The following is a 26,919-nucleotide window of genomic DNA, read 5'->3' as shown; positions in this document are numbered from 1 at the left end:
TTTGTGAGTTCTGGTGTTGGGTTGAGAATATCTTTTATTTTCTGTTGTTGAATTATTTTTTCAAGATTTCTGAGAGAAAATTTTCTATCAATTTCACTGCCTTTATATTTATGCACTCCCATCTTAAAACTGATTCCTTGTGACTCGTTGGTTTGTCCTTTGTATTTGTATGATGTTTCAATATTTTCTCTTGCCAGTTTTTCTTTTAAGTCATCAAGATTGCCGCATCCCGGAAGTTTCTCCAAAATTGACTGGTAAATGAAATATTTATTGGCTTCTCTTTCATTCAATGCTTCAAGATTTGTTAATGCCAAATCTTTTGAAATAGCTTCTTTCAATCCATATTCAACAGTTAATTTCTGAGCGACTTTTTTTCCTCTTAAACCTATCCAGTTATCCTTAATAGTTTGGCCATTGTTGTTTACTAAATTGGCAATGATGTGCAGGTGCAAATGATTTTTATCAATGTGTTTTACAATGGCAAATTGAGTGTTGATTATCTTCATCTCCTGCAAATATTTTTTGGCGATTGCAGCCATCATTTTATCCTCAATTTTTTCTCCTGGATAAAAGCTGATGATACCATGAAAAACTGCTTTAGTAAGCGATGGCCTCAAAGCTTGTTGCACCTCAAAATCTTTCGCCATTAATTTGTAGTCATAATCTCTTACACCTTCCGTCTCCAGAACAACAGCTCTTTTCTGATCCATGCATACATACCTGCAGGCACCATAAAATGTTTTTCCTATGATCACTTTACTAATCATTTCTTTTTATCTTTTCTAAAAGTTCATCAATTGATTTTTTATATTTTTCAAACATTAATACAGAGGTCAACAAACCTTCCTGGTGTCCTTTTTTTGTGAGCTGATTTAGGTTATTCGCCATGCCAATTAATTGCCTGACAAAAAGCCTTTCCTCTTCCTTTAATCTGGAAATAATTTTTCCTTGCAATGCCATTTCCCTGATGTAAAAACAGACTTTTATTCCGGCTTTTGAGGCTTTTTGTTTTATGACGTAGTATTCCGCTTTGGTAAAACGAATTCCTTTTGTGATTTCTCTGCGGACAACTTTTTTTGGCCTGCCACCTTTATGTTTAATTTTAATTACTTCACTTATCATATCATCCACAATATTCTTTTGCGACCAACGGGAGAAAAAGCAAGCCGGGTTTTTGTGCAACAAAAACACCGCTTGCTAATAAAACTTTTAAAGGTGCCTGTGCGTTGATTGATTTATTTTCTTTTCTAATTTTCCAAAGTTGACCAACCAGTCATTGAGATCTTTGTACCCTTTGTATAGTTTGCTTTCATCTGTAAACTGTGGCGATCTTTTTAAAGCGATGCTGGTACATTTTCTGCCGGCGTTATCTTGATCAAAATACAAGTGAATATTCTGATGTTTTTCCATTAATAAAAGGCTTCTTTCAAAAAAAGAAAGGGAGTTTAACACAAGAAAATTTGTCAGTTTGTGTTCCTGATTTTGGTGAATATTTTGATGACTCAAGAAATCAAAAAAGCCCTCGAATACGCTTATATTATTTGATTTATTATCGAGGTAAGTAACATACTTTGGAGAGCTGCTTCCTTTAAAATATTCATTGCGTAATTCATAACCTCCGGCATTATTTTTAAAGCCGATGGCTTTGTATATTTTTTCTTTATCAGCATTAGTAAATTGAACCTCATAACAGTAGGAATCAGCGACACTTTTTGCAATCCTTCTTTGATGTAAATAGCGGCAAAGCATGAGGTCTTCAACTGGCTTCTTTGCGGCTATTATTTTGATAGCTGTTTCTCTTGCATCATGATGATCTAATAAACTGTTTTCATGCAAGTGAAACTGCGGTCTGGAATTATTATTTTTAAAACTTTTTTGCTGGTGAAAAGAAGAAAATTTTTGCAGCGCTTGACTAACATTACAATGATAAAATTCCATTACGAAATCGACCAGCTTTCCTCCTTTACCAGGTCCATGATCATACCATATATTTTTGTTTCTTTCTACATTAAATGATGGAACCTTTTCATTCCTGAAAGGAGAGAGATACCAGTAATCCGAACCTCTTATTTTCTTTGGTTGATACCCGATGGAATTGAGGTAATCCACCATATCAATTTGATTGGCTTGTTCACAATTCATAACACAATTTTTAGGTTGATTAATTTATTTGTGTTATGTCGGGATCCTTGCCGCGAATAATAGCATCAATATCTTGCCTGGAAAAATATCTCCGGGATTTGACCTTAAAACTTTTCAGCTTCTTTTGTTTCAGCCACTCATAGAGTGTTGGCTTGGATACCTGGAAGATGGCACATACATCGGATGCTTTTAATAAAGCTTTTTCAGGTAAAAGAGAATTTGAGGGAGAGATTTTTTGTTCATTTAATTTTTCAGAAAGTACTTCTTCTATAGTAATTCTGATTTGTTTCCAAAACTCAGATGGAATTATTGGAAACAGCATTGGCGTTTCGTTCATACTTCTACATTTTCTTGTTCACAATTGAAATTCCAAAAACAAAATTAGTTAGGTTGATTATTAAAAACAATACATGGCTAAATTTTGAACAGGTGCAGATAGCTTTATTTAACAATTGGATTTAACGATTATAACCCTTAAGGTTAATGTCAATAAATTGAAGTTAAGTTTTAATAAATTTTTACTCATTTAATTTCGCTCAATGCAAAAAATGCCGTTGAAAAATTTAACACATAAAAAATTAACACTGACATTTTTTATAACTAGCTTCATTCGTTTTTGGCACTGAATATCAAAAGTTTGCTAGGGAGCATCTTTAGTTATTTGGCGACTTAATTGCTTGACAACAATTCTATCAACTTATAATTTATATAATAAGTCGTTCTGCCTAATTTTTGGGGTCTTACGATGCCAGCCCCTGTCAGCTTTCTAAGCCATATAGAGGCTGTTTGCCTGTGAGCCAATTTTTTCTTTTCTAACAAGTCAATTTTAAGATATGGCAAGGTGAACATTAGTTGCAATAAATCATAACTGAATGACGAACCTAAGGCCTCTTTCATTTGCTTTTCAATTTCATCTTTGAGAGAAAGCATGCTTCTGATTTTTACTGTCGTCAACTGTGCTGTTTCTATTATTGCTGTTAGCATGTACATTACCCAATCGTGCCAATTGTTTTTTTCTGTCACACTTCTTAATAGCTGGTAATAATCTGCTTTATATTTTACTATATAAAAACTTAGATACAATACTGGTTGTGATAGTAAACTCTGCTGTACCAGGTATAGAGCGTTTATGATACGACCGGTTCTTCCATTTCCATCGACAAATGGATGTATTGATTCAAACTGGTAGTGTATAAAGGCCATTTTGATTAATGGATCAAGAGACGAAGATTCTGTGTCATTTATAAATTGTTCCAGGGCAGCAAGTTTCCCCCTTAACACATCTTCACAGCAAGGTGGTGTATAAATAACTTCTCCGTTTACTGCATTCTTAAGTGCAGTGCCCGGAGTATTGCGGATACCTGCTCCCGTTTGCTTTATGGTTTGGACTATTTCAACCATCGTATTGGTTAATAGCAAATTTTTCTGGGCCTGCATTTTCTCCAGGCCATTGTATAACGCTTCTCTATAGTTTAATACTTCCTTAGCACCATGACGGGCTGTGCCTTCTTCGCTGGCAGCTTTATACAGTTCGTCCTGTGTAGTTACAATATTTTCTATCGCAGAGCTGTCTTTACTTTCCTGTAGTACAATTGTATTAATAAGCAATTGCGGGTCTGGTAGTGAAGCACAAAGGCCATTTAACTCTCCTAAATAACGTGAGGCTTTTACAAGATGTCTTAAGATTTCAGGTGATTCGACAAAATCTGTTGGAGGTAGATTTGGAAGATCATTAAATGGAATGTTTCTATTGTAGGCCATTGATGGTGAATTTTGTAAACAATTTCATCTTTTTAGTGTTGCAAAGCCACTTGATTCGACATCATATTTATTTAATGACGAAATTATGTATATTTTTCGACATGAATGTATGTTCATGTAAAAATACTATACATCAAATCTGATACGTACCTAAATCGGTAAAAAAATCCGATATAAAATTTAAGAAAACTTACGTCGCAAACTTTTCATATCCTCGCTTATTTTTTTATCTAAAATCTTAGCATAATGCTGTGTAGTTTTAATATTTCTATGGCCGAGCATTTTAGAGACTGTTTCAATAGGAACCCCATTGCTTAAAGTAACAGTCGTAGCAAAAGTGTGTCTGGCGATGTGGTAGGTGAGGTTTTTATTAATTCCACAAGCGTCAGCAATTTCTTTAAGATAAGAATTCATTTTTTGATTGCTTAAAACCGGTAACACACGGTCTTTTTCTTTACATTGAGGATGCCCTTCAAATCGATTGATAATTTCTAAGGCAGCAGGTAATAAAGGTATTCGCGACGAAACATCCGTTTTTTGCCTTTTGGTAAAAATCCATTTTTCTCCATCAATGCCGATTGCAATCTCCGATCGCTTCAGCTTTAGAACATCAGCATAGGCAAGACCTGAATAACAGCTGAATAAAAATATATTTTTTACGATTTCAAGCCTTTCAATCGAAAATTTAATATTTAACAGTTTCTCTAATTCGAATTCAGTTAAGGCAATCCTTTCTACTTCTCGTTTTGCCATATTGAATCCAATAAACGGGTCTTTTTGGAGCCAGCCATTTTTTAGACAACGCAAAATTATTTTCTTAAAATTAGCGAGATATTTCACAGTTGTGTTATGTCCGCATCTACGAACACTTTTTAGCCAAAACTCATATTCAGAAATAAATTCATAATTCAGTTTATCAATTTCTATATCATTCAATTTATATTTCCATTTTAAAAACGATTCAGTATGCCTGTAAGAAGTCTCATATCTGTCCAATGTACCAGGCGCATATTCCTGATTTACTAATGCAGCCATTTGATCATTGTGGTACCTAAATACCTCAAGCAACATATACTTTTTCCTGGTATCTTTCCCAAGAAGGAGATTTTTTATATTTTCTGCAGTTAGTTCTTTGTCCGTTTCAATCAGCTTTCGTTTTGCTTCAAATACTTTTTGCTGTAACGTATCCAGGTAAGCATTAAATGCTTTTATTGAATCACTTTTTCCATTCAATCTACCGGCACTTAGATTCCATTTCTGAGGATCACATTTTCTTTTAGTACTTATTTCTGTAATGGTGCCATTTACTGTGATACGAATGTAAATGTGTGCTTCGCCTTCTTTACAAACTTTAGATTTTTTAAGATAAAATAATAATCCAAAACTCTTTTCCATAATTAATCATTTTTCGGCTTATAAAATTACACTTAACGCATAATAGAATATATACATGCGTTCTTATAAAATGTTAATAATGAAAGACTTGTGTAAGGTTGAGTGAGTCTTTTTAAAATGAAGTAAGACTCCACGAATTACTCACTCAAAATAGAAGTAAAATGGAGTAAATATTAGTAAATCCAGAAAGTAAAATTTTTTGAAACCCTTGATTTTACTGGGTTTCTTAATTTCACCTCCCTTAAAATAACTGATTTCAGCGGAGACTAAGGGATTCGAACCCTTGATACAGTTTCCCGTATACACACTTTCCAGGCGTGCTCCTTCAACCACTCGGACAAGTCTCCAAAAAAGGATGGCAAATGTACATCATCATTCTAATACTTTTTCCATTTGCATGCTACGCGATCCTTTAATTAATATTTGAGTATTTTCAAGATGTTGATTATGCAGCCAGTCTCTAACTTCTAAGGCAGTATCATATTTAATATACTTATGATCAAGGGCATTAAAATTCTTTCCTACAAGCACAACATTTTGCCATTCATATTTATCGATAAGCGAAATCAGCGCTGCGTGTTCTTTCTCACTTTCAATTCCTAGTTCCATCATAGATCCTAATAATAAAACTTTTTTATTCCCTTTCATAGTAGCAAAATTTTCAATGGCAGCTTTCATGCTTCCCGGGTTCGCGTTATAAGCATCTAAAATTATTGTATTACTATTCTGCTGAATTAATTGAGAACGGCTATTGGAAGGCGTATAGTTTTCAATGGCAGATTTTATTTTTTTATCATCTACATTAAAGTGTCGACCAATACAAACAGCGGCTAAAACATTTGAAAAATTATAAGTTCCCGTAAGCCGGGTCTTTATGTCCATTGGACGAATTCCTTCAATTTCAATTTCAGGAAAGGGATCGCTCTTTATGATTTTTCCGTGAAGGTCTTGTCCCGAAAAGCCATAAAATATTTTTTTATCCAGATCCTTACTTAATTCGACAACGGCTTTGTCATCTGAATTTACAAATGCGACTCCGTTATTATCGCGTAGGTAGTTGAAGAGTTCCCCTTTGCCTTTTTTCACGTTCTCCACGCTTCCAAATCCCTCGAGGTGAGCTTTGCCAATATTGGTTATAAGTCCATGGGTAGGCATCGCATATTCGCAATAACCGGCAATCTCGTTCATATGATTAGCACCCATTTCAATAACGGCAATTTCAGCGTCGGTCCGGATTTTTAAAATGGTGAGTGGAATACCGATATGATTATTTAGATTTCCAACTGTTGTATAAGTTTTAAACGTTGTTGAAAGCACCTCATGCACCAGTTCTTTAGTAGTTGTTTTTCCGTTGCTTCCTGTTATTGCAATAAATGGAATGCGACTTTTATTTTCAGAAGCTATAATAAATTGTTTCCTGTGAAATTTTGCCAGATCTTGCAATGTTGCCAGCACATCGTTTGTTTGAATAATTCGGTTGTCACCAGGCGATATATGTTCGTCCGCAAATACGTAGGCAGCGCCCATTTCAATTGCTTGTTTAGCAAATAGATTACCGTCAAAGTTGGGGCCTTTCAGGGCAAAAAATAAATCGCCTTTTTTTAAATTCCTGGTGTCAGTTTGAACGGAAGGATATTGCTGGTATATTTTATAAATGTCTTCAATTTGCATTTCGCAAATTTATGATGGAGTTGTGTTTTTTGTAAAATAAAAAACCTCTTATTTAATAACAAGAGGTTTCAATTTACAGAAAAGATTTTATTAGCTTTTTTTCTTTTTGTTCTGCTTGCGCTTTCCAAAAATATTACCTTCTTTAAAACCATTACCTTCAGGACTTCCAAGCCTTGTCATGGCACAGCGGAATCCTACGGTGCTGCTTGATTGATCCTGTTCCATATAACGCCTTGCACCAGGTGATAACCAATAAGGCATGTCGTTCCAACTACCACCTTTAATAACACGTGATTTATCACTGATTAATGATGAGATGCCGTAACCGTAAGTAACACTGGAAATTGAGTCACCATCAAGGTAGTTGATAACATCACCTTTCTGATAATTGCGGCGGACAACAGCTTCAGAATCCTGAACCACTACTTTTTTCAATCGACCCAATGTATCTCTTTCGTAATCGCCTTGTGCGTCCTTGTAAAATTTAGTGAACTTATTACCACGATATGGGTTTACATCGTCCTCATCAAGCGGAGTAAGAGGGCGATACACGTCACCTACCCATTCGCTGACATTGCCGCTCATATTATATAGTCCGTAACCATTAGGGTAAAAAGATTTAATTGGGCCGGGAATAGCTGCGCGGTCATTTAGACCACCGGCAACACCCATTACGTCGCCATTTCCTCTTTTAAAGTTCGCCAGGAACTGTCCCTGCCAGCTTCCGCGACGGTTGTCACGCAATCCATTTACATTCTTGCTCCACGAATAAACCTGTTGATTTGATAAAACCTCTTCGCCGTGATTTTTTTCCTTGGTGCGTGGATGAGGATTTTCTGCAATTATACCATAAGCTGCATATTCCCACTCGGCTTCTGTAGGCAAACGATACCCGGGTAATAACAGCCCGTCTTCAAAAGTGATTACTTTTCTTGGTCGTCCGCTTATGTCTTTAAGGCCACCCTTTTTTGGAGCCGTTTTATTGTTGATCATATCAGGATTCATCAGGTACGTATCCGTATTAAATGTTTGATCGCCTTGCCCGCCCTTCATTTCTGCCAGTGGAGCTTTCTTATTTAGATAGCCCTTATCTATTAATATTTTTTCATTCACGCGATCACTTCTCCAGATACAGAAATCATGAGCTTGTTCCCAACTTACGCCCACAACAGGATAATAATTATATGCAGGATATCTAAAGTAATATTCAACGTAAGGCTCATTATAAGCCAATTCGCTTCTCCAAACCAGGGTATCTGGTAAGGCCATCCTCATTACTGCCGTGTCATTGTCAAATGTATTTGCCAACCAATACAAATATTCCCGGTAGTGAACATTGGCAACTTCAGTTTCATCTATATAAAACGAGTTTACACTCACACGGCGAGGGATATTATTCCAGTCACCCATTACATCTTCTTCTTTGGCACCCATTACAAATGTACCTCCCTGAATAAAAACGAGGCCGGGGCCAGTTTTCTGTTCTTTGGCTTTAAGTACATGGAAGTTACCATAGTTCTTATCATCGTAATTCCATCCTGTTACGGATGACTTATCTTTCTTTTTGGTACAAGCCATAAAAGTAAAAGACGAGGCCAGGATAATAAGGCATAAATTTCCGGCAGATATTGATTTTTGCATGTGCATTCGTTTAGCAGGTTATTTAACGAAAGGTTTTCTCTATTATTGTATTAGGGTATCAATTTGTAAATGCGAATATAAATACTTTATTTGATTTTGACCGGAGCATGAATTAAATCCAAAGTGTTATTAAATTATCTTGCGAATCATTCTCAAATTAAGGACAGCGCCATCTTTACATCTTTTACCCGAAAGTTATTTTTTGTAGAATTGTGAATGCTGAATGATAATTTAATTAATAGATGGCTGTTGAATTGAGCAATAAATGTACAATAAAATTCGTTCAGGTATCAATAAAAAAATTATAAATATTTTCTCAGATTCTTTTTAAACAATTTTAAAATACAATCTTCATCCTATTTAACGCAGGTTTATATTTTAATTGTCCGTTTCAATAAAAAATTTATTTTTACAAAACCCAAACGTAATTTCTATAAAGTTTAGCTCTACCTAACCAAGCAATATTTACACATGAAACAAGCAACTTTGAAATTAACGGCATTAGTGATGCTGGTTGGGAGTGTATTTGTCGTTGACGCACAAAGCACCGCAAATTCTATTAATGTTGTCACAACTGCAGTACCTTTTTTGAGAATCTCGCCAGATGCCCGCTCGGGGGGTATGGGAGATGTGGGTGTGGCTACCATACCCGACGCAAATTCTTGTTTTTGGAACCAGGCCAAATATCCATTTACAGTAAGCAAATCGGCAATTTCAGTTACTTATACTCCCTGGTTAAAGGGATTAGACCTTAATGATGTTTATCTTGCCTCACTTGCAGGATATTATAAATTAGACGATGAAGGTCTTCAGGCGATTTCGGCTTCATTGCGTTATTTCAGTCTTGGTAATATACAATTCACTGATGGCTTGGGTAATCCTCTTCAACAATATCGCCCACGCGAATTTGCTTTTGATGCAGGTTATTCCCGTAAACTTTCGGATAAATTGGGTATTGGTATCGCACTGCGCTACATAAATTCCAATCTTGCCAGTGGGCAATCTGCTGGTGGCTCTACCTATAAAGCAGGGACCGCCGTAGCGGGGGATCTATCTTTGTTTCACGACGGGACGGCAGGAAGCAGTGATGGCTCAGGCTTAAACTGGGGCGTAGCACTTTCCAATCTTGGTTCTAAGATCTCTTATACCAATGACGCCTCGGAGAAGGATTTTATCCCTGCAAATCTTGGTTTGGGCGTTGCCTATGTAAAAGCATTTGATGAAAGTAATAAAGTAACATTTGGGCTAGATATCAATAAACTGTTGGTTCCGACTCCGCCTTTATTGGGTGACACTGCTGGCTTGATAGCATATCACAGCAAGGGCGTTGTAAGCAGTTGGTTCAGCTCCTTTGGAGATGCACCGGGTGGATTTAGCGAAGAATTGAAAGAATTTCAGATATCGGTTGGCGCTGAATATTCTTACATGGATCAATTCTTATTCAGGATCGGTTATTTTTATGAGAACCCAACAAAGGGGGATCGTCAATATTTTACTCTCGGAGCAGGTTTAAATTATAACATGTTTGGTTTGAATTTTTCATACCTGGTACCTTCAGGAAACGGAATTAATAGAAACCCCCTGTCAAACACGCTACGCTTTAGTATCATTTTCAATCTTGATAAATCGGCTGCGGCAGGAACAACCACTCAACAATAATTTAGATTTTTTAATTACGTATTAACGTCTCATTTAAGGGGGGCGTTTTTTTTGAGGTGAATTATAACGGCTAATGATGGCGCTTCAAAATGATCTCTGCTGATTAATATTATATTTGACTTGAATTTTGCATTTAATAAAGATTAAAAATCGGCAATAAATTATTTGAAGCATGTCATTTAGAATAGGTTTTGGAATCGATTTTCATCAACTTACTTTCGGACGTGATTTGTGGATTGGCGGAGTAAAGATTCCTCATGAAAAGGGGGCACTTGGCCACAGCGATGCTGATGCGTTGCTTCATGCGATTTGTGATGCCCTCCTTGGCGCTGCCTGCCTTGGAGATATTGGCGTTCATTTCCCCGACACTTCCGCCGACTTTAAAAATATCGATAGCAAAATACTTCTTCAAAGGACTTACATGCTAGTAGGTGAGGCAGGATATAACGTGGAAAATATCGATTCAACAGTATGCCTTGAACAACCCAAAATAAAGAAGTACGTTCCAGAAATGCAGCAAGTAATTGCTGCGATACTTTCATTGAATGAAAATGCAATTTCCATTAAAGCAACAACGTCGGAAAAGATGGGATTCGTGGGGAGGGAAGAAGGAATTGCTGCTTATGCAACGGCGTTGCTTGTCTCGATTAATAATTGACCCGGGTCACTCTTTTAAACTAATGCATCATTATCTTTGTCGCAATGCAAGAAGTGGTAATAAAGATTATTAATACATCAGGAAATGTTTTGCCTGAATATGCGACTGCCGGCTCTGCCGGCATGGATATAAGAGCTTATTTGCAACGTCCTGTTATTTTACAACCGTTGGAAAGAGCAATGATTCCCACTGGCATTTTCCTAGAAATACCTTTGGGATATGAGGCGCAAATGAGGCCCAGAAGTGGTCTTGCCTTTAAACAGGGAATAACCTGTTTAAATTCTCCGGGAACAATTGATAGTGACTACAGAGGTGAATTGAAAGTCATCCTTATAAATCTATCATCACAGGCGCAAACAATAAGTAATGGAGAGCGTATAGCCCAGATCGTTATCTCGAAGGTGGAGCGGGCCTTGCTACAACTAGTCGAACAACTGGCCATATCTGTTAGAGGCGAAGGAGGTTTTGGACATACGGGCAAGGTTTAAATTTAAAATGAAAAATTGAATGATGAGAGATATTATAACGATTGTTTGTTGCGCCGTCATGATTATTTGTATTAACAGTTGCAGGTCTACGAAAAAATTGCAGACTGCCATTAGCAGAAAGGACACGCAATTGGTGGTAACGCCACCTCCGGCCAGTATTGACACTTTAAAGGGCGCATCGGACGTTCTAAAGTCGCTGGATAAGAACAAAATAAACTTCACAACTTTCTCTGCAAAAATAAAAGTGCAATACGAGGACTATAAGGGAAAACAGCCAGACTTTAATGCCTTTGTTAGATTATATAAGGATAGTGTTTTATGGATTTCGATTAATGCAACTTTCTTAAGTATAGAAGCTTTTAGAATTCTCATAACAAAAGATACCATAATCATTCTGAATAAACTAAACAAACAAGTAGAATACCATTCATTTAATTACATTGAAGACATTGCCCATATTCCGTTGAATTTTTCCACGCTTGAGGATATTGTTATTGGCAATCCCGTTTACGTTGGTGATAGCATTGTATCCTTCAGGCAAACAGAAAACCATATTTTACTTGGTACCGTTGGTGAGTTTTTTAAGGACCTGTTAACTATCTCTTCAGATAATAATTTGCTTGAAAGAAGTAAACTCGATGATGTTGACGTAGGGCAGAATCGAACAGCAGATTTAAGCTATGGTGATTATGAAAAAAATAATGGATTTTACTTTGCAACGTATCGCGAAATAACCGTGGCTGAAAAAACAAAGGTGGATATTAACCTTAATTTCAAACAATATGATTTTAACAAGGAATTATCTTTCCCTTTCAATATTCCGAGAAATTACAAATCAAAATAAATGTTACTTTTAATTAAGTTCAAAAATTAAAGTCCATTGCTATCTGCATAAATAATTACACATTATTTTTATTTAAAAACTTCCCTGAATGCAAAAGATAATTGTAATAACATTAACCTTCTTTTTATTTCTTTTTAAAGCAATAGCTCAACAGCCTGACGATAAAGATGCATTGCAACAACAGCGGGAACAGCTTAAGAGAGAAATTGCGGAAACTGAAAAAGCACTTAATGAAACCAGGAAAACGGCCAAGGTAAATATTGGCCAGCTCTCTCTCATTAATAAAAAAATGGACCTCCAGGGTAATGTTATTGATAATATCAGCAGCGAAATAAAGAACCTGAATAACAACATCTACCTGGCTCAAAAAGAAGTCAACAAAATGGGCCGCATTTTAGATACACTGAAGCAAGAGTATTCTAATAGTATGGTCTATGCTTATAAGAGTCGCAGCAATTATGATTTTCTGAATTTTATATTTTCAGCTTCAAGTTTTAACGATGCCGTTAAGAGAGTTGCTTATTTAAGGTCGTACAGGAGTTATCGCGAAATGCAGGCTGAAAATATTTTGAGAACGCAGGATATGTTGGCTGACCGTATTAAAGTTTTATCGGGAACCAAAATAAAAAAGAATGTTGCATTGCAGGAACAAGACAAAGCAATGACCCAGTTGGAAAAACAACAGGAAGAAAAAAAAGTTATTGTAAATAAACTAAAAAGCCAGCAAAAAGAATTGCAGGCACAGGTGAATGCAAAAAGAAAACAGGATGCCAACCTGAAGAATATGATAACGGCTATGATTAGACGAGAAATGGTGATTGCAAAAAATGAGGCCGCAAAGAAAGAGAAAGCGCGATTGGCAGAATTGAAAAAAAATAATGCGGACGCAAAAAATAATACCGCTGATAACAATTCAAATGGCAGAACAACAAAGCCGGCAGAGAGGTTGAGACCTACGGGAAGTGTGTTAGTTAGTTCTGAGGCTGACAAAGCATTGGATGCCAACTTTAAAAACAACCGGGGATCATTGCCATGGCCCGTTTCAGGATTTATCATCGCTCATTATGGAACGACAACTTTACCTGGCAACATTATATATGACAATCCCGGAGTTTCAATTGGCGCTAAAGTTGGCGAAGCCGTGAAAGCCGTATTTGAAGGTGAGGTAACACTTGTAAGTTATATAGAAGACAAACAGGCAGTATTCATAAAGCATGGAAAATATTTTACTGTATATAGTAACCTCTCTTCTGCAAATGTTCAAAGGGGAGACCAGGTAAAAACGGGCCAGGTAATTGGGAAGGTCGGCGTTAATGACGAGGGACAAGGCGAAGTAGACTTCATCATCATGCAGGAAAGCACCAACGTAAACCCCGAGCAGTGGCTTCGTCGGCCTTAAAATAAAAATTGAACGGCTGTTATTAATTTACTCTGCCAGTTCTGCCAAAACTTTTTTATACAGGTTTTCGTAAACAGGAACAATTGTATTTATGTCAAATTTGTTAGCCTGTTCCAATGCATTTTTTTTCATTTCTTTAAATGCCGTATCATCTGAAAATAGTTGAATAATATTCTTACTCATGTTTTCTACATCTCCTACATTACTTAAGAAGCCGGTTACACCATCAATATTTATTTCCGGAAGCCCACCGGCGTTAGTAGATATCACCGGAACCCCCGCTGCCATCGCCTCCAAAGCAACAAGGCCAAAGCTTTCGTATTCACTAGGTAAAATAAACAGGTCAGTAATTGCAAGAATATCTTCCATTTGTTCCTGCCGCCCGAGGAATTTTACATCAGCATGGGCGTCCATTTGCCGGCAAAGTCCCTCTATATAAGTTCGCTCCGGTCCATCACCCACAAACAATAGCTTCGAAGGAATTACTTTATTAACTTCTTTAAATACATTTACTACATCGCCCACTCTCTTCACTTTTCTGAAGTTGGATGCATGCAATAAAATCCTTTCATTTTTCGGAGCAATAATCTGCCTGAATGCCTGGACGGGTGTTCTTTCAAAGCGTTTTATATCTACAAAATTATAAATCACTTCTATTTCTTTCTCCATACTGAAATTTTTGTACGTCTCGTCGCGAAGATTCTTAGAAACTGCCGTAATCGCATTGCTCTCATTCATCGAAAAAGTAACAACAGGAGAATAAGTGCTGTCTTTTCCTACTAGTGTAATATCAGTTCCATGTAACGTAGTTATCACCGGAATATTTATGCCTTCTTTTTTCAGAATTTGCTTTGCCATATAAGCCGCAGAAGCATGAGGAATGGCATAGTGAACGTGCAGCAGTTCCACTTCGTTATTAATAATAACATCTACCATCTTACTTGCCAGGGCTGTTTCATAAGGGGGGTAATCAAATAATGGATACGTCGGCACTCTCACTTCATGATAAAAAATGTTGGCGTGAAATGCATTTAATCTTACAGGTTGCTGATAAGTAATGAAATGTATATTGTGTCCTTTGTCAGCCAAAGCTTTCCCAAGTTCTGTTGCTAATACCCCACTTCCTCCATAGGTAGGATAACAAACGATTCCGATGTTCATAAAGAAATTATTTTGATCAGGTTCTGAATTTCAATTTTAGAAATGAAGAGAGTAAATTTTAATTTTTGCGCAAATTACAACTTCTTTTACGCTGCAATTTTACCGTTTATAGAAACAAGATTTTTCATGATTTGTTTACCTGCAAAAATATTTGACCGGGAAAATCTCTGATATTTGCTTTGATAACTGCGTTTTACCTATGCCGTTATTTTCATGGCATCCTGTTATCGTGCCATATCGCTTTCAGAATTTTCGTCCTCAAAATATGGTTCGTTTAACTGTACAAGTTTTTTAGCTTGTTTCTTCCTTACTCTCGTATTTAATAGTTCAACCAGGAATGAAAATGCCATGCCGAAATAAATATAATTTTTTAAATGAAGATCTTCGGCTTTGGCAGAATCCCAGCCTTCAACCACAAGACTTAACCCAATCATCACAAGAAACGAGAGCGCAAGCATCTTAAACGTGGGATGCTTATGTATAAAGCTTGCGATTTTCGGACTAAACAAAAACATTATTATAAGCGCTATAACAACGGCCGCAATCATGATCTCAACATGCCTTGCAGTGCCGCCGGCAGTGATTATGCTATCAAATGAAAACACCATGTCAACCAACATTATTTGAAAGGCCGCTTTTGTAAATGTTAGATATTGTTGTTTTGCCTTTAGTGTATTCATATCATCGCCTTCCAGTTTTTGATGAATTTCATGTACTGATTTATAAATAAGAAAAATACCGCCAGCTAGCATTACGAGGCTTGCAAGGTCAAATCCCTTTTCGAATACGGTAATAATAGATTTGCCTTTTTGAGATAACAGCCAACCAAGTCCCAGGAGCATTGTACTTCTTACAACCATTCCCTGTATAATCCAGAACAGTCGTGCCTTTTTATGTTTGTTGGCTGGAAGCCGGTTAATAATAATACTTACAAAAATTACATTGTCGATGCCTAATACAATCTCGAGTATAACAAGTATAAAAAAGCTTATGATGCTTTCGCTGGTAAATAAATAATTCATTTTGTAATGAAATTAAATTGGCATTTATATTAAAGACTTACAGATTTTTTTTGCAATACCAGGACCTTCATAAATAAAGCCCGTCCACACCTGCACCAGAGATGCACCGGCAATAAATTTTTCGTCTGCATCACCAGGCGTAAAAATGCCGCCGCTGCTTATTACCGGAATTTTTCCTTTTGTCCTTTTAATAATTAAGCGGGTAATATCAGTAGACGTTTGCTTAAGTGGTAAACCACTCAAGCCTCCTGTGCCTGCTTTATTAACCACCTGTATGGATGAATGTAAATTACTTCTCATTATAGTGGTGTTTGCTGCAACAAGGCCGTCCAGTTTAATTTCCATTGCTAAGTCAATAATATCTTCCAATTCGCTCGTTAAAAGATCGGGAGAAATTTTTAATAGTAATGGTCGTTGAATTTTTTTTGTCTTATTTAAATTTTGCAGGTGCAAAAGAATTTTTTTTAAAGAATCTTTCTGCTGTAAATCTCTCAAGCCCGGCGTATTTGGCGAACTAACGTTCACCACAAAATAATCGACGACACTATGAAGGATATTGAAACAAGTTTCGTAATCTTTCCATGCGTCTTCATTGGGCGTAATTTTGTTCTTGCCAATATTGCCACCGATAATTATTTTGTTTCTTTCGTTCAGATATTTGGCGCTGTTTATAAATTGATAAAGGCGTTCCGCAACAACAACCACGCCATCATTATTAAAACCCATTCGGTTAATGATGGCTTTATCTTTAGGAAGACGAAACAGCCTCGGTTTTGGGTTGCCTTCCTGTGGCAGCGGCGTTACGGTTCCAATTTCGATGAAACCGAAACCCAACAGTGAAAGTTCAGGTAAATAATTTGCATTCTTATCGAAGCCGGCAGCCAGACCAACCGGATTTGGGAATACAAGGCCGAGACAATTTCGTTCTAACGGGATAGCATTAACAGTAAATTTTTTACGCAGGAATTTTCTCACAAATGAAAATTTGCAGAAAAACTTTAGCAGGCTCATTGAAAAATAATGTACTTCTTCTGCATCGAACCAAAACAAAATGTTACGTACCAGTTTATACATAATGGCGGCGAAGATAAATACAATGTTCGATGTGAGATTTACTAAGTACGATGTTCAATTATTAATAATTTATTTATTCATGCCCGCTTTCTATTCCGTATCATAACGGTCGACACTTTCTATTCCGGGAAGTTTTTTTAGATTCTCAACCAGGTCCTCCAATTCATCTTTATCATGCACGTATACTTTTATGTTGCCTTCAAAAAGGCCTTCCTTGGCTTCAACGGTAAGCGCATTGATATTAATTTTCATTTCCCCGCTTATAAGATTCGTTATTTTGTTTATAACACCCACATCATCCATACCAATTATTTTAATGCCTGTTAAAAACGAAATCTCTTTGTTCTTAACCCATTTTGTTTTTACAACTCTGTGTCCATAATTGGATAGTAATCTTGCCGCATTGGGACAATTGGTGCGATGAATTTTAAGCCCTTCACCTTGCGTTACAAAACCAAAAACATCATCTCCCGGAATTGGCTTGCAACAGTTAGCAAGCGTATACATAATCTTATCACTGCTTTCTCCAAAGATGATAAGTTCGGCGTCTTTCTTATTATAATGCCTGTTTTCGGTTTCGAATTTTTCTTCCGGGGCAGCTTTGTGAACCTTTGGAGCAAAAATCTTGTCACCAATTACATTAAATTCCTTCAATTCCTTCAGATCAATTTTCTTTATTGAAATTTCATAAAACAAATCCAGGGAAGATTGGAGTTTATAAAAACTAGTAAGTTCCTCAACATTGGGTGGATTCAATGCAGCGCCCATGTGTTCGAGTTTTTTTTGCAGTATATATTTTCCTTCTTCACCTATTTTTCTTTTTTCTTCTTTAAGTGAATCTTTGATTTTGGTCTTTGCCTTGGGGGTAACAACGAATTTCAACCATTCACTGTTAGGTTTTTGTTTTGTTGAAGTAATAATTTCTATCTGGTCCCCGCTTCGAAGTTTGTGACTTATGGGAACCAGTTTATGATTGACCTTTGCACCTATGCATCTTTCTCCTATGGCCGTATGAACCGAAAAAGCAAAGTCCAGCGCAGAAGCGCCAATGGGTAACATTTTTACATCACCCTTGGGTGTATAAACATATATTTCTTCCGCTAAAAATGAAACTTTAAAATCCTGCAAAAAGTCGATGGAATTGGTATCCTGGCTGGCGAGCATATCTCTTATTTGCTGGAACCATTTATCGAAACGATTTTCTTCATCTGTGCCTTCCTTATACTTCCAATGAGCCGCCAAACCTTTTTCAGCGATGTCATTCATTCGTTTAGTTCTTATCTGCACTTCTACCCACTTACCTTGCGCGCCCATAACAGTTGTGTGCAACGCTTCATAGCCATTGCTTTTCGGGTTGCTAAGCCAGTCCCGTAATCGTTCAGGAGCGGGCACATACTCATCGGTAACAAGACTGTAAACTTTCCAGCAATCTTCTTTCTCTTTTTCAGGAGGAGAATTTAAAATAATCCTTATGGCGAAAAGATCATATACTTCATCAAATGAAACTCCTTTCTTTTTCATCTTATTCCAGATGGAATGGATACTTTTCGGCCTGCCATAAATTTCGAAGTTGAAATTGGCTTGTTGCAATTTGTCTTTTATGGGCTTTATAAATTCATTGATATAACGGGTTCGTTCTCTTTTAGTGTTATCCAATTTTTGTGCGATATAGCGATAACTGTCAGGCTCCATGTACTTCATGGACAAATCTTCCATTTCAGTTTTTATATTGTAAAGGCCCATCCGGTGTGCTAAAGGCGCATACACATAGACCGTTTCGGAAGCAATTTTTAATTGCTTCTCACGCTTCATGCTATCAAGCGTGCGCATGTTATGAAGCCTGTCTGCCAGTTTTATTAAGATAACTCTTGGATCATCCGTCAGCGTTAGTAAAATCTTTTTAAAATTCTCTGCCTGTTGAGACGTATTGGCATCAAGTACATTTGAAATTTTTGTAAGGCCATCAACGATTTTTGCAATCTCGCTTCCAAATTCTCTTTGCACATCTTCAAGCGTTACGTCGGTATCTTCAACGGTGTCGTGAATTAATGCGCAAATAGTACTGCGAACACCCAGCCCGATTTCTTCCACGCAAATCATGGCAACCGCCAAAGGGTGAAGAATGTAAGGCTCGCCGCTTTTGCGCCGCATTGTTTTATGCGCCTCCGCGGCTATTTCAAAAGCACGCCGTACCAGTTCCTTATCGCCGGGTTTTAATTTTGGTTTTAACGCTCTTAATAAAGCACGGTAATGTCGGAGGATTTCTTTCTTTTCCTCGTCTTCGCTGAGAGAATATTTGGGAATGTCAAGAGTAGTTTCCATACGATACGAATTTACAGAGAAATTGCGGAGCGATTTTAGAATTGAAGTTTTTGAATGAATATTTCGAAAGTTTTTAAGATTAAAATCTCATCGACATAATTATCAGGATTGGCTAGGGATAAAGTTTCACTATAGTTAAAAACCAAATCACTGTAAAAATCATAATTCTTATAAACCTTCATTTTTTTTAAGCTAAATCCATTACTTTTGCCGCCCCAAAAGCGCATGTGGTGAAATTGGTAGACACGTCAGACTTAGGATCTGATGCCGCAAGGTGTGGGGGTTCGAGTCCCTCCATGCGCACTTTCTCCAAAATAATTTCCTGGTTAGGAAATTATAGGATACCGTTACTGACGGTGAACAAAATCTAATTTAATGGCAAACGTAACAAAAGAACATATTGGCAATCTTCATGATAAGCTAACAGTTAAAGTCTCTAAAGAAGATTATTACCCTTCTTTTGAAAAAGCTATCAAGGATTATAGCAAAAAAGCAAATATTCCAGGTTTCAGAAAAGGAATGGTTCCGCCTGGTATGGTAAAAAAGATGTATGGTGCCTCCATATTTTATGATGAAGTTATCAAAGTAGTTGAAAAAGAAATTCAGGAATACCTTACCAAGGAAAAGCCAGAGATTTTTGCGCAGCCTTTACCTATGGAAAGTGATATGAGCAAACTGGACATGTCAAATCCTTTGGATTATGATTTTCCTTTCGAAATAGGTTTAAAGCCGGAAGTTTCCGTGGAAGGTTTATCGAGTATAAAACCTTCATTATATAAAGTGAAAGTAACTGAAGAAATGGTAGATGAAGAAATTGAAAAATTGGTTACCAAGCATGGAGATATGAAGGATGCAGAAACAGTTACCGGCCCTGAAAATGTTTTAAATGTTCTATTTGAGGAAAGTGATGCAGAAGGAAATCCTCTGCCGGAAGCTCTTTCAAAGGACAATTCCATCTTAGTAAAATATTTTGCAGAAGATTTTCGCCCTCAATTGTATGGCAAGAGTAAAGATGAGTTTGTTGTTTTACAATTGAAGATTGCTTTTCCTGAAAAAGAAAGAGAGTGGATTTTGTCTGATTTAGGACTTAGTAAAGACGATGCTACTTCAGAAGAGAAATATTTTAAAATGACCATCACCAAAATCGGATTGGTTGAAAAGAAGCAACTTGACGAAGAGTTTTTTAAACTGGTTTTTCCAGCCAAAGAAATAAAGACGGAGGAAGCGTTTCGCGAAGCGATGAAAAATGAATTGCAACAACAGTGGGATGCAGCCAGCAGAAGTCAATTGCATGATCAGTTGTATCACATGTTATTAGAGACACCTCTAACTCTTCCAGACGAGTTCTTAAAAAGATGGATCGCTATAGGTGGCGAAAAGAAAAAGTCAATAGAAGAAGTAGAAGCCGAATATCCTTCATTTACCAACCAGTTGAAATGGACTTTAATAAGTGATAAAATTATTAATGACAACAAGATAGACGTTTCTGAAGAAGAACTTAGGAATTACATGAAGGAGGAAATTATGCGTTACTTCGGGCAGATGAACATGGGTGACAATGCCGAATGGATTGATAGTTATATTGACAGGATGATGAAAGATGAAAAGCAGGTTGATAGCAGCTATAGAAAGATACTAACAGAAAAATTATTCAACTTTATCGAGACCCAGGTTACGCCCCTGGAGAAGCAATCTTCGCCTGAAGAGTTGCTGGCAATGCAACATCACCACCATCATTAATTAATGAAACGCCGATTGTTACGATGTCGAATTTGAAGCGATTATTGGTCATTGAGTAAGGACTAAAGGATTGCTTACATCTTTTTTATCTGTCCTTTTGTCTCTTTTTTTTGTTAGCATAATATTTGGGAACTTCACTGCTGTAAATTGCTTTTTTACTAAACTTAAGTTATGAATACTGGACAAGAATTTGAAAAATATGCTGTTAAGCATAAAGGCATCAGTAGCAATACGCTGCACGGATATATAAATCACAATATTACTAATCTTACTCCAAACATTATAGAAGAGCGACCGATGAATGTGGCTGTAATGGATGTTTACAGCAGGTTGATGATGGACAGGATCATATTTTTAGGTTATCCTGTAAATGATGAAGTCGCAAATATTATTACAGCTCAACTGCTGTTTTTGGAAAGCACAGATCGCACAAGGGATATTCAGCTCTATATTAATTCTCCAGGCGGAGCGGTTTATGCAGGCCTAGGTCTTTATGATACAATGCAATTTGTATCACCAGATATTGCTACCATTTGTACAGGAATGGCGGCAAGTATGGCAGCGGTTTTAATGGCAGCCGGCGCTACGGGCAAAAGAAGTGCTTTAAAACATGCACGAATTATGATGCATCAGCCGAGTGGTGGTGCACAGGGGCAGGCCTCTGACGTGGAGATAACGGTGAATGAAGTAAGAAAAGTAAAACACGAGCTTTATGAGATTCTTAGCAATCATACAGGGCAAACTATTGAAAAAGTAACCAAAGATAGTAACCGGGATTTTTGGATGACTGCCGACGAAGCTAAAAATTATGGGTTAATTGATGAAGTATTGTTGACCAATTCAAAAAAAGCAAAAAAATAGATATTCAATTAAAACACTATTCGAATGAATCTTTATAAAAATAATTTAATACGTTTTGACGAAGAAGACGAGCCTGAAAAATCAACGCCGGAAAATCCTATGGAGAAAATGATGGGCGGGATGATGTTTGACAAGAAATTTATTGAACAGCGGAAAATTTTTCTTTGGGGAGCAGTAGATGATAAAAGTGCAAAGGATATCACCAACAGGCTTTTATATCTTGATGCGATGGAGCCGGGAAAAGAAATTACCTTCTACATAAATAGCCCGGGTGGGATGGTTACCAGCGGAATGGTTATTTATGACACTATGAAAATGATTAAATCTCCTGTTAGTACAGTATGTATGGGAATGGCAGCAAGTATGGGAAGTATATTGTTGAGCGGCGGAGAAAAGGGAAAGAGGTATATTTTCCCTCATGGAGAAGTAATGATACACCAGCCCAGTGGTGGCGGGCAAGGCACCAGCGCCGATCTTGAAATTATTGCCGTGCAAATTCTGAAAGCAAAGCAGCTTGGCGCTAAAATTCTTGCTGAAAATTGTGGTCAGACTTATGACAAAGTGATGGAGGATTTTGATAGGGACTATTGGATGGATGCAGCTGAAAGCAAAAAATATGGCATAGTCGACGGCATATTAAACAAACTATAAAGCAACATTCTGCGTTATTTGATTGTCTTCTAACAAATTAGTTTTTGGTAAAGTGTTGTAAAATGCGATTAAAGGTGTATATTATACGAGAATAAAATGAAAAATTTAATAAACAGCTAGCCCAAATGGCCAAACAACAAACGTTACATTGTTCTTTTTGCGGAAGAAGTCGCGATGAAGTTAAAATTCTCATCGCGGGCCAGGAAGGTCATATTTGTGAGAATTGCGTCGAACATGCTCAGGAGATTATTACGCAGGAGATTTTTCCCATGCCGGAAAAAAATAGTCAATCATCTGCTTATAAACTTTCTGTAAAAAAGCCGGTAGAACTAAAAAAGTTTTTGGACGAATATGTAATCGGGCAGGACGATGCAAAAAAAGTATTGGCTGTTGCGGTTTATAATCACTACAAACGACTTAATCAAAAAGTTGACAGCGATGTTGAAATCGAAAAAAGCAACATAATAATGGTAGGCGAAACGGGCACTGGTAAAACGCTACTTGCCAAAACAATTGCCCGTGTTCTTAATGTACCATTTGCCATTGTAGATGCAACTGTTTTTACCGAAGCAGGTTATGTGGGCGAAGATGTTGAAAGTATTTTGAGCAGGCTGCTACAGGTGTGCAATTTTGATGTAAATGCGGCACAAAAAGGAATTGTTTATATAGATGAAATTGATAAAATCGCCCGGAAAAGTGATAACCCGAGTATTACACGCGACGTAAGTGGTGAAGGAGTGCAACAAGGTTTGCTTAAACTTCTTGAAGGAACAGAAGTATTGGTACCGCCACAAGGCGGACGTAAACATCCCGAACAAAAACTTATTAAATTAAACACAAGTAATATACTCTTTATTTGCGGGGGCGCCTTTGATGGTGTCGACAGGCTTATTGCAAGGAGAATTAATACCAATGCAATTGGATTCAACGTAAATAAAGATCTCCAGGATTTTCAGCGGAAGAATTTATTGCAGTTTGTGAATGCACAAGATTTGAAATCATTCGGCCTAATACCTGAACTATTGGGTAGGTTACCTGTTGTTACCTATCTTAATCCTCTTGATAAAATAACCTTAAGAAATATTTTAACCGAACCAAAAAATTCGCTTATAAAACAATATAAAAAATTGTTCGAGTTGGAAGGGATTGATCTTGTAATTGAAAACGAAGTGTATGATTTTATGGTTGATAAGGCTATGGAATATAAATTGGGAGCCCGTGGCCTTAGAAGCATTTGCGAAAGTATTTTAACTGATGCTATGTATGAATTACCATCACAAAAAGTAAAAACGTTTACACTAACTATGGACTATGCTCAGCATAAGTTTAAAATAAGTAAGCTGAGTATGTTGAAAGTTGCATAGGAATATATTTCTCAATTCAAGCTTTCAGAATTTCCTTTTCCGGGCTCCAGACCTTCACATTATTTTCCACTAATTTTGAACAAATCAGAAATTAAATCTTCATTTGTTTATTTTCATTTTATTTTTACGCGAAATGCATAGGAATTAAAATTTTCTCTGCCACATTTAAACAAACTTATCTCAGATGGTTGATGTAATTCTTGGCCTGCAATGGGGCGACGAAGGGAAAGGTAAAATTGTTGATTATTTTGCCCCCGGGTACGATGTAATTGCGAGGTTCCAGGGAGGTCCTAATGCTGGCCACACTCTCTACGTTGAGGGAAAGAAAATTGTACTTCACCAGATACCGTCTGGTATCTTTCACGAGAATAAAATCAATTTAATCGGCAATGGCGTTGTACTCGATGCGGTTACCTTAAAAAAGGAATGCGCTGCTGTTGAGGCAATGGGAATCGATTGCAAAAAGAATCTTTTTATAAGTGCAAGAACACACCTTATACTGCCCTCGCACCGGGCTTTAGATAAAGCCAGCGAACTTGCTAAAGGAAACGATAAGATTGGCTCAACACTTAAAGGCATCAGTCCTTCTTACATGGATAAAACAGGAAGGAACGGTTTGCGGGTGGGAGATCTTCTTGATAAGAATTTTATTTCCCAATATATAAAACTTCGGTTAAAACATCAGAAGCTCCTCGATAATTTTTCTTTTAATGAAGACATTTCAACATGGGAAGAAGAATTTTTTGAAGCGCTTGAATTTTTAAAACAATTGCAAATTGTAAATGGCGAATATTTTGTAAACGAAGCAATATCAAACGGGAAAAAAATCCTTGCAGAAGGTGCTCAGGGAAGTATGCTCGATATTGACTTTGGAACATTTCCTTATGTAACATCTTCCAATACAATTACTGCCGGCGTAGGAAGCGGGCTTGGCATTGCGCCTCAAAAAATTAAAGATGTTTTTGGTATAACAAAAGCCTATTGCACCAGGGTTGGGAGTGGCCCTTTCCCGACTGAACTAAACGATGAAAATGGTGAACTTTTGCGGAAAACGGGAATGGAATATGGCAGCACTACAGGCCGACCAAGAAGATGCGGTTGGATTGACCTGGTGGCTTTAAAATTCGCCTGCATGATAAACGGAGTTACACAATTGGTGATGACAAAAGCAGATGTTCTTGATGCGATGGAAACGCTGGAAGTTTGTAAGAGTTATAAAGTAAATGGTGAAGAAACCAATGAGATACCTTTTCAGATGATGAGATCGAAAGTAGAACCCGTCTATAAAAAATTCGCAGGATGGAAAACGGATATTACCTCAATAAAAAATTTTGATAACTTGCCTGCTGAAATGAATGTTTATATTAATTATATCAATGAAGTATTAGGAGTTCCTGTAAAATTTATTTCAAATGGTCCCGGAAGTGACCAAATTATTGTGGCAACATGATTGTTGCACGGCAAAAAATATTTAAATATTTTTGGCAAATTAAAAATCTAATTGAAATTTTACATAATTAATCCTTTAAGAAAATTATGAAAGCAAAATCTGATAAGGAAAAAACATTTCCTGAAAAAAAACCAGTAGAAAGCGCTAAATCTTCATCTAAAAAAAAGAATGATGATTTTGATGACGACGATGATGATGAGTTAGCGGATGAAGATATGCCCATCAAGAAATCTAAATCTGCTTCATCAAAAAAGAAGTCTAAAGCAGATGACGACGATGACGACGATGACGTAGAAGTTGAGGATGATTGGGAGAAGACTGATGACGTTGATGACTTTGACCCCGATTTTGAAGAGTTTGATATTCCTAAGTCGAAAATCAAAAAGCCCGCTGGCAAAAAAGGTAAGGGGGATGATGACTTTGATCTTGATGATGATTTTAAAGACCTTGACCTCTTTAACGATAGCAGCGACCTGGATGATGAAGAGGATGATTTTTAACAGCCATATTTGCAAACTTACGCTGTTGAATCACAATTTTGAAAAGACAATTCTCATCATATTCAATTCATAATTTATCGGCTATTAAATTTCAAATGCTATGCTTCATAAAAAAGTTTAGCATTTTTTGTTTTCTCGATAATCATGAATATGATTTTGATAAATCGTACGAATGTGTAGCAGGCGCCGGTGTGTTCAAATCAATAATTTCGAATGGTGCTAACAGCCTGAGAGACATTGATCAAGTTCGACAGACTACCGCCGATTGGGTTTTTGGCCACCTTGCTTATGACGTAAAAAACGAAATTGAGAATCTTCAATCTTGCAATCCTGATTATGTTTGTTTTCCTGACTTTTATTTTTTTGTTCCCGAAATAGTTTTCATTTTAACAGAAGATGAATTAAAGATTGGAGCCTTTAATTCTGCCACTGCTCAGAAAATTTATGATGAAATCATTTCATCAGAACTTATCGAAGATGTCAGGTATCCGTCTCCGTTACTAAAGGCCCGGTTTTCAAAAGAAGAATACATTGAGACAGTTGAGAAGTTACAGCGGCATATTTTAAGAGGCGATTGCTATGAAATAAACTTCTGCCAGGAATTTTATTCAAATCAATCAGTTATTGATCCGCTTTTGGTTTATAAGAAATTGAGCACTTTGTCTCCCAATCCTTTCTCTGCATTTTATAAATATGAAGAAAAATTCCTCATGTGCGCCAGCCCCGAGAGGTTTATTAAAAAGAGGGGGAATACAATTATTTCGCAACCGATAAAAGGAACGGCTAATCGAATTAAAAATAATGTGGAAGCTGATGAAAAGGGAAAGGATAATTTGATGAACAACGATAAAGAGCGATCCGAAAATATAATGATCGTGGATCTTGTGAGAAACGATCTTGCAAAAATTTGCTCCCAGGGTTCTGTGTCTGTTAAGGAATTTCTCAGAGTTTATTCATTCCCGCAGGTGCACCAAATGATATCTACTGTTGTAGGAACTCTTGGAGACAATATATCTCTTGCCGATATTTTTTACGCAACGTTTCCTATGGGTTCTATGACAGGCGCTCCCAAAAAAAAGGTGATGGAATTAATTGAGAAATATGAGAAAACCAGGA

At 36.9% G+C, this 26,919-nt stretch carries 24 protein-coding genes and 2 tRNA genes; 13 read left to right on the top strand and 13 right to left on the bottom strand.

The features are described from left to right. The 9 genes from ACO1O5_RS05285 to ACO1O5_RS05245 form a co-directional block, all read right to left on the bottom strand. The coding region (locus ACO1O5_RS05285; protein ID WP_486268793.1) for a relaxase/mobilization nuclease domain-containing protein at positions 1 to 767 on the bottom strand (767 nt) is incomplete at its 3' end. Continuing rightward, positions 760 to 1,122 carry a plasmid mobilization protein gene (locus tag ACO1O5_RS05280; RefSeq protein WP_486268794.1) on the bottom strand — a complete coding sequence of 121 codons (363 nt, stop codon included), beginning with the start codon at positions 1,120 to 1,122 and terminating at the stop codon, positions 760 to 762. The genes ACO1O5_RS05280 and ACO1O5_RS05285, both read right to left, overlap by 8 nt. Before the next feature lie 87 nt (positions 1,123 to 1,209). Continuing rightward, positions 1,210 to 2,142 (bottom strand): CHC2 zinc finger domain-containing protein, encoded by a 933-nt coding sequence (locus tag ACO1O5_RS05275; protein ID WP_486268792.1) that lies wholly within the window; start codon positions 2,140 to 2,142, stop codon positions 1,210 to 1,212. Between the two features lie 19 nt (positions 2,143 to 2,161). After that, complete coding sequence (locus ACO1O5_RS05270) at positions 2,162 to 2,479, bottom strand: helix-turn-helix domain-containing protein (protein WP_486268791.1); 318 nt, start codon at positions 2,477 to 2,479, stop codon at positions 2,162 to 2,164. A 332-nt stretch (positions 2,480 to 2,811) separates the two neighbouring features. Next, positions 2,812 to 3,903 carry a Fic family protein gene (locus tag ACO1O5_RS05265; RefSeq protein WP_486268790.1) on the bottom strand — a complete coding sequence of 364 codons (1,092 nt, stop codon included), beginning with the start codon at positions 3,901 to 3,903 and terminating at the stop codon, positions 2,812 to 2,814. 180 nt (positions 3,904 to 4,083) lie between these two features. Beyond that, positions 4,084 to 5,298 carry a site-specific integrase gene (locus ACO1O5_RS05260; protein ID WP_486268789.1) on the bottom strand — a complete coding sequence of 405 codons (1,215 nt, stop codon included), beginning with the start codon at positions 5,296 to 5,298 and terminating at the stop codon, positions 4,084 to 4,086. A 260-nt stretch (positions 5,299 to 5,558) separates the two neighbouring features. After that, positions 5,559 to 5,645: transfer RNA gene (locus ACO1O5_RS05255), tRNA-Ser, on the bottom strand. Positions 5,646 to 5,670: 25 nt separating this feature from the next. Beyond that, a complete protein-coding gene (locus ACO1O5_RS05250; protein ID WP_486268788.1) occupies positions 5,671 to 6,969 on the bottom strand; it encodes a UDP-N-acetylmuramoyl-tripeptide--D-alanyl-D-alanine ligase in 1,299 nt (432 codons plus the stop codon). A gap of 90 nt (positions 6,970 to 7,059) precedes the next feature. Continuing rightward, positions 7,060 to 8,610 (bottom strand): SUMF1/EgtB/PvdO family nonheme iron enzyme, encoded by a 1,551-nt coding sequence (locus tag ACO1O5_RS05245; RefSeq protein WP_486268787.1) that lies wholly within the window; start codon positions 8,608 to 8,610, stop codon positions 7,060 to 7,062. 471 nt (positions 8,611 to 9,081) lie between these two features. Here ACO1O5_RS05245 and porV point away from each other — a divergent pair, with 471 nt between their 5' ends. The 5 genes from porV to ACO1O5_RS05220 all read left to right on the top strand — a co-directional run bounded on the left by porV (position 9,082) and on the right by ACO1O5_RS05220 (position 13,658). Then, entirely contained in the window at positions 9,082 to 10,269 is a 1,188-nt protein-coding gene (porV, locus tag ACO1O5_RS05240) for a type IX secretion system outer membrane channel protein PorV (RefSeq protein WP_486268786.1), read from the top strand. Positions 10,270 to 10,441: 172 nt separating this feature from the next. After that, a complete protein-coding gene (ispF, locus tag ACO1O5_RS05235; protein ID WP_486268785.1) occupies positions 10,442 to 10,927 on the top strand; it encodes a 2-C-methyl-D-erythritol 2,4-cyclodiphosphate synthase in 486 nt (161 codons plus the stop codon). A 44-nt stretch (positions 10,928 to 10,971) separates the two neighbouring features. Further along, on the top strand, positions 10,972 to 11,415 hold the full coding sequence (gene dut / locus ACO1O5_RS05230) for a dUTP diphosphatase (RefSeq protein ID WP_486268784.1): 444 nt from the start codon (positions 10,972 to 10,974) through the stop codon (positions 11,413 to 11,415). 22 nt (positions 11,416 to 11,437) lie between these two features. Beyond that, positions 11,438 to 12,259: a lipoprotein insertase outer membrane protein LolB1 gene (lolB1, locus tag ACO1O5_RS05225; protein WP_486268783.1), complete on the top strand. Its 822-nt coding sequence runs from the start codon at positions 11,438 to 11,440 to the stop codon at positions 12,257 to 12,259. 88 nt (positions 12,260 to 12,347) lie between these two features. Continuing rightward, complete coding sequence (locus ACO1O5_RS05220) at positions 12,348 to 13,658, top strand: murein hydrolase activator EnvC family protein (protein ID WP_486268782.1); 1,311 nt, start codon at positions 12,348 to 12,350, stop codon at positions 13,656 to 13,658. A 27-nt stretch (positions 13,659 to 13,685) separates the two neighbouring features. On the opposite strand, the gene bshA is transcribed toward ACO1O5_RS05220, so the two are convergent. The 4 genes from bshA to ACO1O5_RS05200 all read right to left on the bottom strand — a co-directional run bounded on the left by bshA (position 13,686) and on the right by ACO1O5_RS05200 (position 19,237). Further along, a complete protein-coding gene (gene bshA, locus ACO1O5_RS05215) occupies positions 13,686 to 14,819 on the bottom strand; it encodes an N-acetyl-alpha-D-glucosaminyl L-malate synthase BshA (RefSeq protein WP_486268781.1) in 1,134 nt (377 codons plus the stop codon). A gap of 224 nt (positions 14,820 to 15,043) precedes the next feature. Next, the gene (locus tag ACO1O5_RS05210; RefSeq protein ID WP_486268780.1) at positions 15,044 to 15,841 is read right to left on the bottom strand and encodes a TerC family protein; all 798 of its coding nucleotides are present in this window, start codon (positions 15,839 to 15,841) and stop codon (positions 15,044 to 15,046) included. A gap of 24 nt (positions 15,842 to 15,865) precedes the next feature. Further along, positions 15,866 to 16,915, bottom strand: coding sequence for a quinone-dependent dihydroorotate dehydrogenase (locus tag ACO1O5_RS05205; RefSeq protein WP_486268779.1), 1,050 nt, complete (start codon positions 16,913 to 16,915; stop codon positions 15,866 to 15,868). A gap of 90 nt (positions 16,916 to 17,005) precedes the next feature. Next, positions 17,006 to 19,237, bottom strand: a complete 2,232-nt coding sequence (locus ACO1O5_RS05200) for a RelA/SpoT family protein (protein ID WP_486268778.1) — start codon at positions 19,235 to 19,237, stop codon at positions 17,006 to 17,008. A 221-nt stretch (positions 19,238 to 19,458) separates the two neighbouring features. On the opposite strand from ACO1O5_RS05200, the gene ACO1O5_RS05195 reads away from it, so the two are divergent. The 8 genes from ACO1O5_RS05195 to ACO1O5_RS05160 all read left to right on the top strand — a co-directional run. Then, a tRNA-Leu gene (locus ACO1O5_RS05195) sits at positions 19,459 to 19,540 on the top strand. A 72-nt stretch (positions 19,541 to 19,612) separates the two neighbouring features. Continuing rightward, positions 19,613 to 20,977, top strand: coding sequence for a trigger factor (gene tig / locus ACO1O5_RS05190; RefSeq protein WP_486268777.1), 1,365 nt, complete (start codon positions 19,613 to 19,615; stop codon positions 20,975 to 20,977). Between the two features lie 171 nt (positions 20,978 to 21,148). Then, positions 21,149 to 21,838 (top strand): ClpP family protease, encoded by a 690-nt coding sequence (locus ACO1O5_RS05185; RefSeq protein ID WP_486268776.1) that lies wholly within the window; start codon positions 21,149 to 21,151, stop codon positions 21,836 to 21,838. A gap of 24 nt (positions 21,839 to 21,862) precedes the next feature. Then, complete coding sequence (locus ACO1O5_RS05180; protein WP_486268775.1) at positions 21,863 to 22,489, top strand: ClpP family protease; 627 nt, start codon at positions 21,863 to 21,865, stop codon at positions 22,487 to 22,489. 125 nt (positions 22,490 to 22,614) lie between these two features. After that, on the top strand, positions 22,615 to 23,853 hold the full coding sequence (clpX, locus tag ACO1O5_RS05175) for an ATP-dependent Clp protease ATP-binding subunit ClpX (RefSeq protein ID WP_486268774.1): 1,239 nt from the start codon (positions 22,615 to 22,617) through the stop codon (positions 23,851 to 23,853). A gap of 184 nt (positions 23,854 to 24,037) precedes the next feature. Further along, positions 24,038 to 25,303 (top strand): adenylosuccinate synthase, encoded by a 1,266-nt coding sequence (locus ACO1O5_RS05170; protein ID WP_486268773.1) that lies wholly within the window; start codon positions 24,038 to 24,040, stop codon positions 25,301 to 25,303. 86 nt (positions 25,304 to 25,389) lie between these two features. Next, positions 25,390 to 25,803 (top strand): hypothetical protein, encoded by a 414-nt coding sequence (locus ACO1O5_RS05165; RefSeq protein ID WP_486268772.1) that lies wholly within the window; start codon positions 25,390 to 25,392, stop codon positions 25,801 to 25,803. Between the two features lie 95 nt (positions 25,804 to 25,898). Continuing rightward, positions 25,899 to 26,919: chorismate-binding protein (locus ACO1O5_RS05160; protein WP_486268771.1), on the top strand; the 1,021-nt coding region annotated here is incomplete at its 3' end.

The sequence above is a fragment of the Ginsengibacter sp. genome (genome assembly GCF_057362405.1).
The sequence above is the reverse complement of the archived record's forward strand: the minus strand, read 5'-3'. Positions and strand labels throughout refer to the sequence as shown.

Bases quoted from the DNA above. Each gene is read 5' to 3' on its own strand.
- clpX (WP_486268774.1), top strand. From the start codon at position 22,615: ATGGCCAAACAACAAACGTTACATTGTTCTTTTTGCGGAAGAAGTCGC.
- ACO1O5_RS05165 (WP_486268772.1), top strand. From the start codon at position 25,390: ATGAAAGCAAAATCTGATAAGGAAAAAACATTTCCTGAAAAAAAACCA.
- ACO1O5_RS05280 (WP_486268794.1), bottom strand. From the start codon at position 1,122: ATGATAAGTGAAGTAATTAAAATTAAACATAAAGGTGGCAGGCCAAAA.
- ACO1O5_RS05220 (WP_486268782.1), top strand. From the start codon at position 12,348: ATGCAAAAGATAATTGTAATAACATTAACCTTCTTTTTATTTCTTTTT.
- ACO1O5_RS05185 (WP_486268776.1), top strand. From the start codon at position 21,149: ATGAATACTGGACAAGAATTTGAAAAATATGCTGTTAAGCATAAAGGC.
- ACO1O5_RS05275 (WP_486268792.1), bottom strand. From the start codon at position 2,142: ATGAATTGTGAACAAGCCAATCAAATTGATATGGTGGATTACCTCAAT.
- tig (WP_486268777.1), top strand. From the start codon at position 19,613: ATGGCAAACGTAACAAAAGAACATATTGGCAATCTTCATGATAAGCTA.
- ispF (WP_486268785.1), top strand. From the start codon at position 10,442: ATGTCATTTAGAATAGGTTTTGGAATCGATTTTCATCAACTTACTTTC.
- ACO1O5_RS05210 (WP_486268780.1), bottom strand. From the start codon at position 15,841: ATGAATTATTTATTTACCAGCGAAAGCATCATAAGCTTTTTTATACTT.
- ACO1O5_RS05250 (WP_486268788.1), bottom strand. From the start codon at position 6,969: ATGCAAATTGAAGACATTTATAAAATATACCAGCAATATCCTTCCGTT.
- ACO1O5_RS05170 (WP_486268773.1), top strand. From the start codon at position 24,038: ATGGTTGATGTAATTCTTGGCCTGCAATGGGGCGACGAAGGGAAAGGT.
- ACO1O5_RS05265 (WP_486268790.1), bottom strand. From the start codon at position 3,903: ATGGCCTACAATAGAAACATTCCATTTAATGATCTTCCAAATCTACCT.
- ACO1O5_RS05200 (WP_486268778.1), bottom strand. From the start codon at position 19,237: ATGGAAACTACTCTTGACATTCCCAAATATTCTCTCAGCGAAGACGAG.
- porV (WP_486268786.1), top strand. From the start codon at position 9,082: ATGAAACAAGCAACTTTGAAATTAACGGCATTAGTGATGCTGGTTGGG.
- ACO1O5_RS05205 (WP_486268779.1), bottom strand. From the start codon at position 16,915: ATGTATAAACTGGTACGTAACATTTTGTTTTGGTTCGATGCAGAAGAA.
- dut (WP_486268784.1), top strand. From the start codon at position 10,972: ATGCAAGAAGTGGTAATAAAGATTATTAATACATCAGGAAATGTTTTG.
- ACO1O5_RS05270 (WP_486268791.1), bottom strand. From the start codon at position 2,479: ATGAACGAAACGCCAATGCTGTTTCCAATAATTCCATCTGAGTTTTGG.
- bshA (WP_486268781.1), bottom strand. From the start codon at position 14,819: ATGAACATCGGAATCGTTTGTTATCCTACCTATGGAGGAAGTGGGGTA.
- ACO1O5_RS05260 (WP_486268789.1), bottom strand. From the start codon at position 5,298: ATGGAAAAGAGTTTTGGATTATTATTTTATCTTAAAAAATCTAAAGTT.
- ACO1O5_RS05180 (WP_486268775.1), top strand. From the start codon at position 21,863: ATGAATCTTTATAAAAATAATTTAATACGTTTTGACGAAGAAGACGAG.
- lolB1 (WP_486268783.1), top strand. From the start codon at position 11,438: ATGAGAGATATTATAACGATTGTTTGTTGCGCCGTCATGATTATTTGT.
- ACO1O5_RS05245 (WP_486268787.1), bottom strand. From the start codon at position 8,610: ATGCAAAAATCAATATCTGCCGGAAATTTATGCCTTATTATCCTGGCC.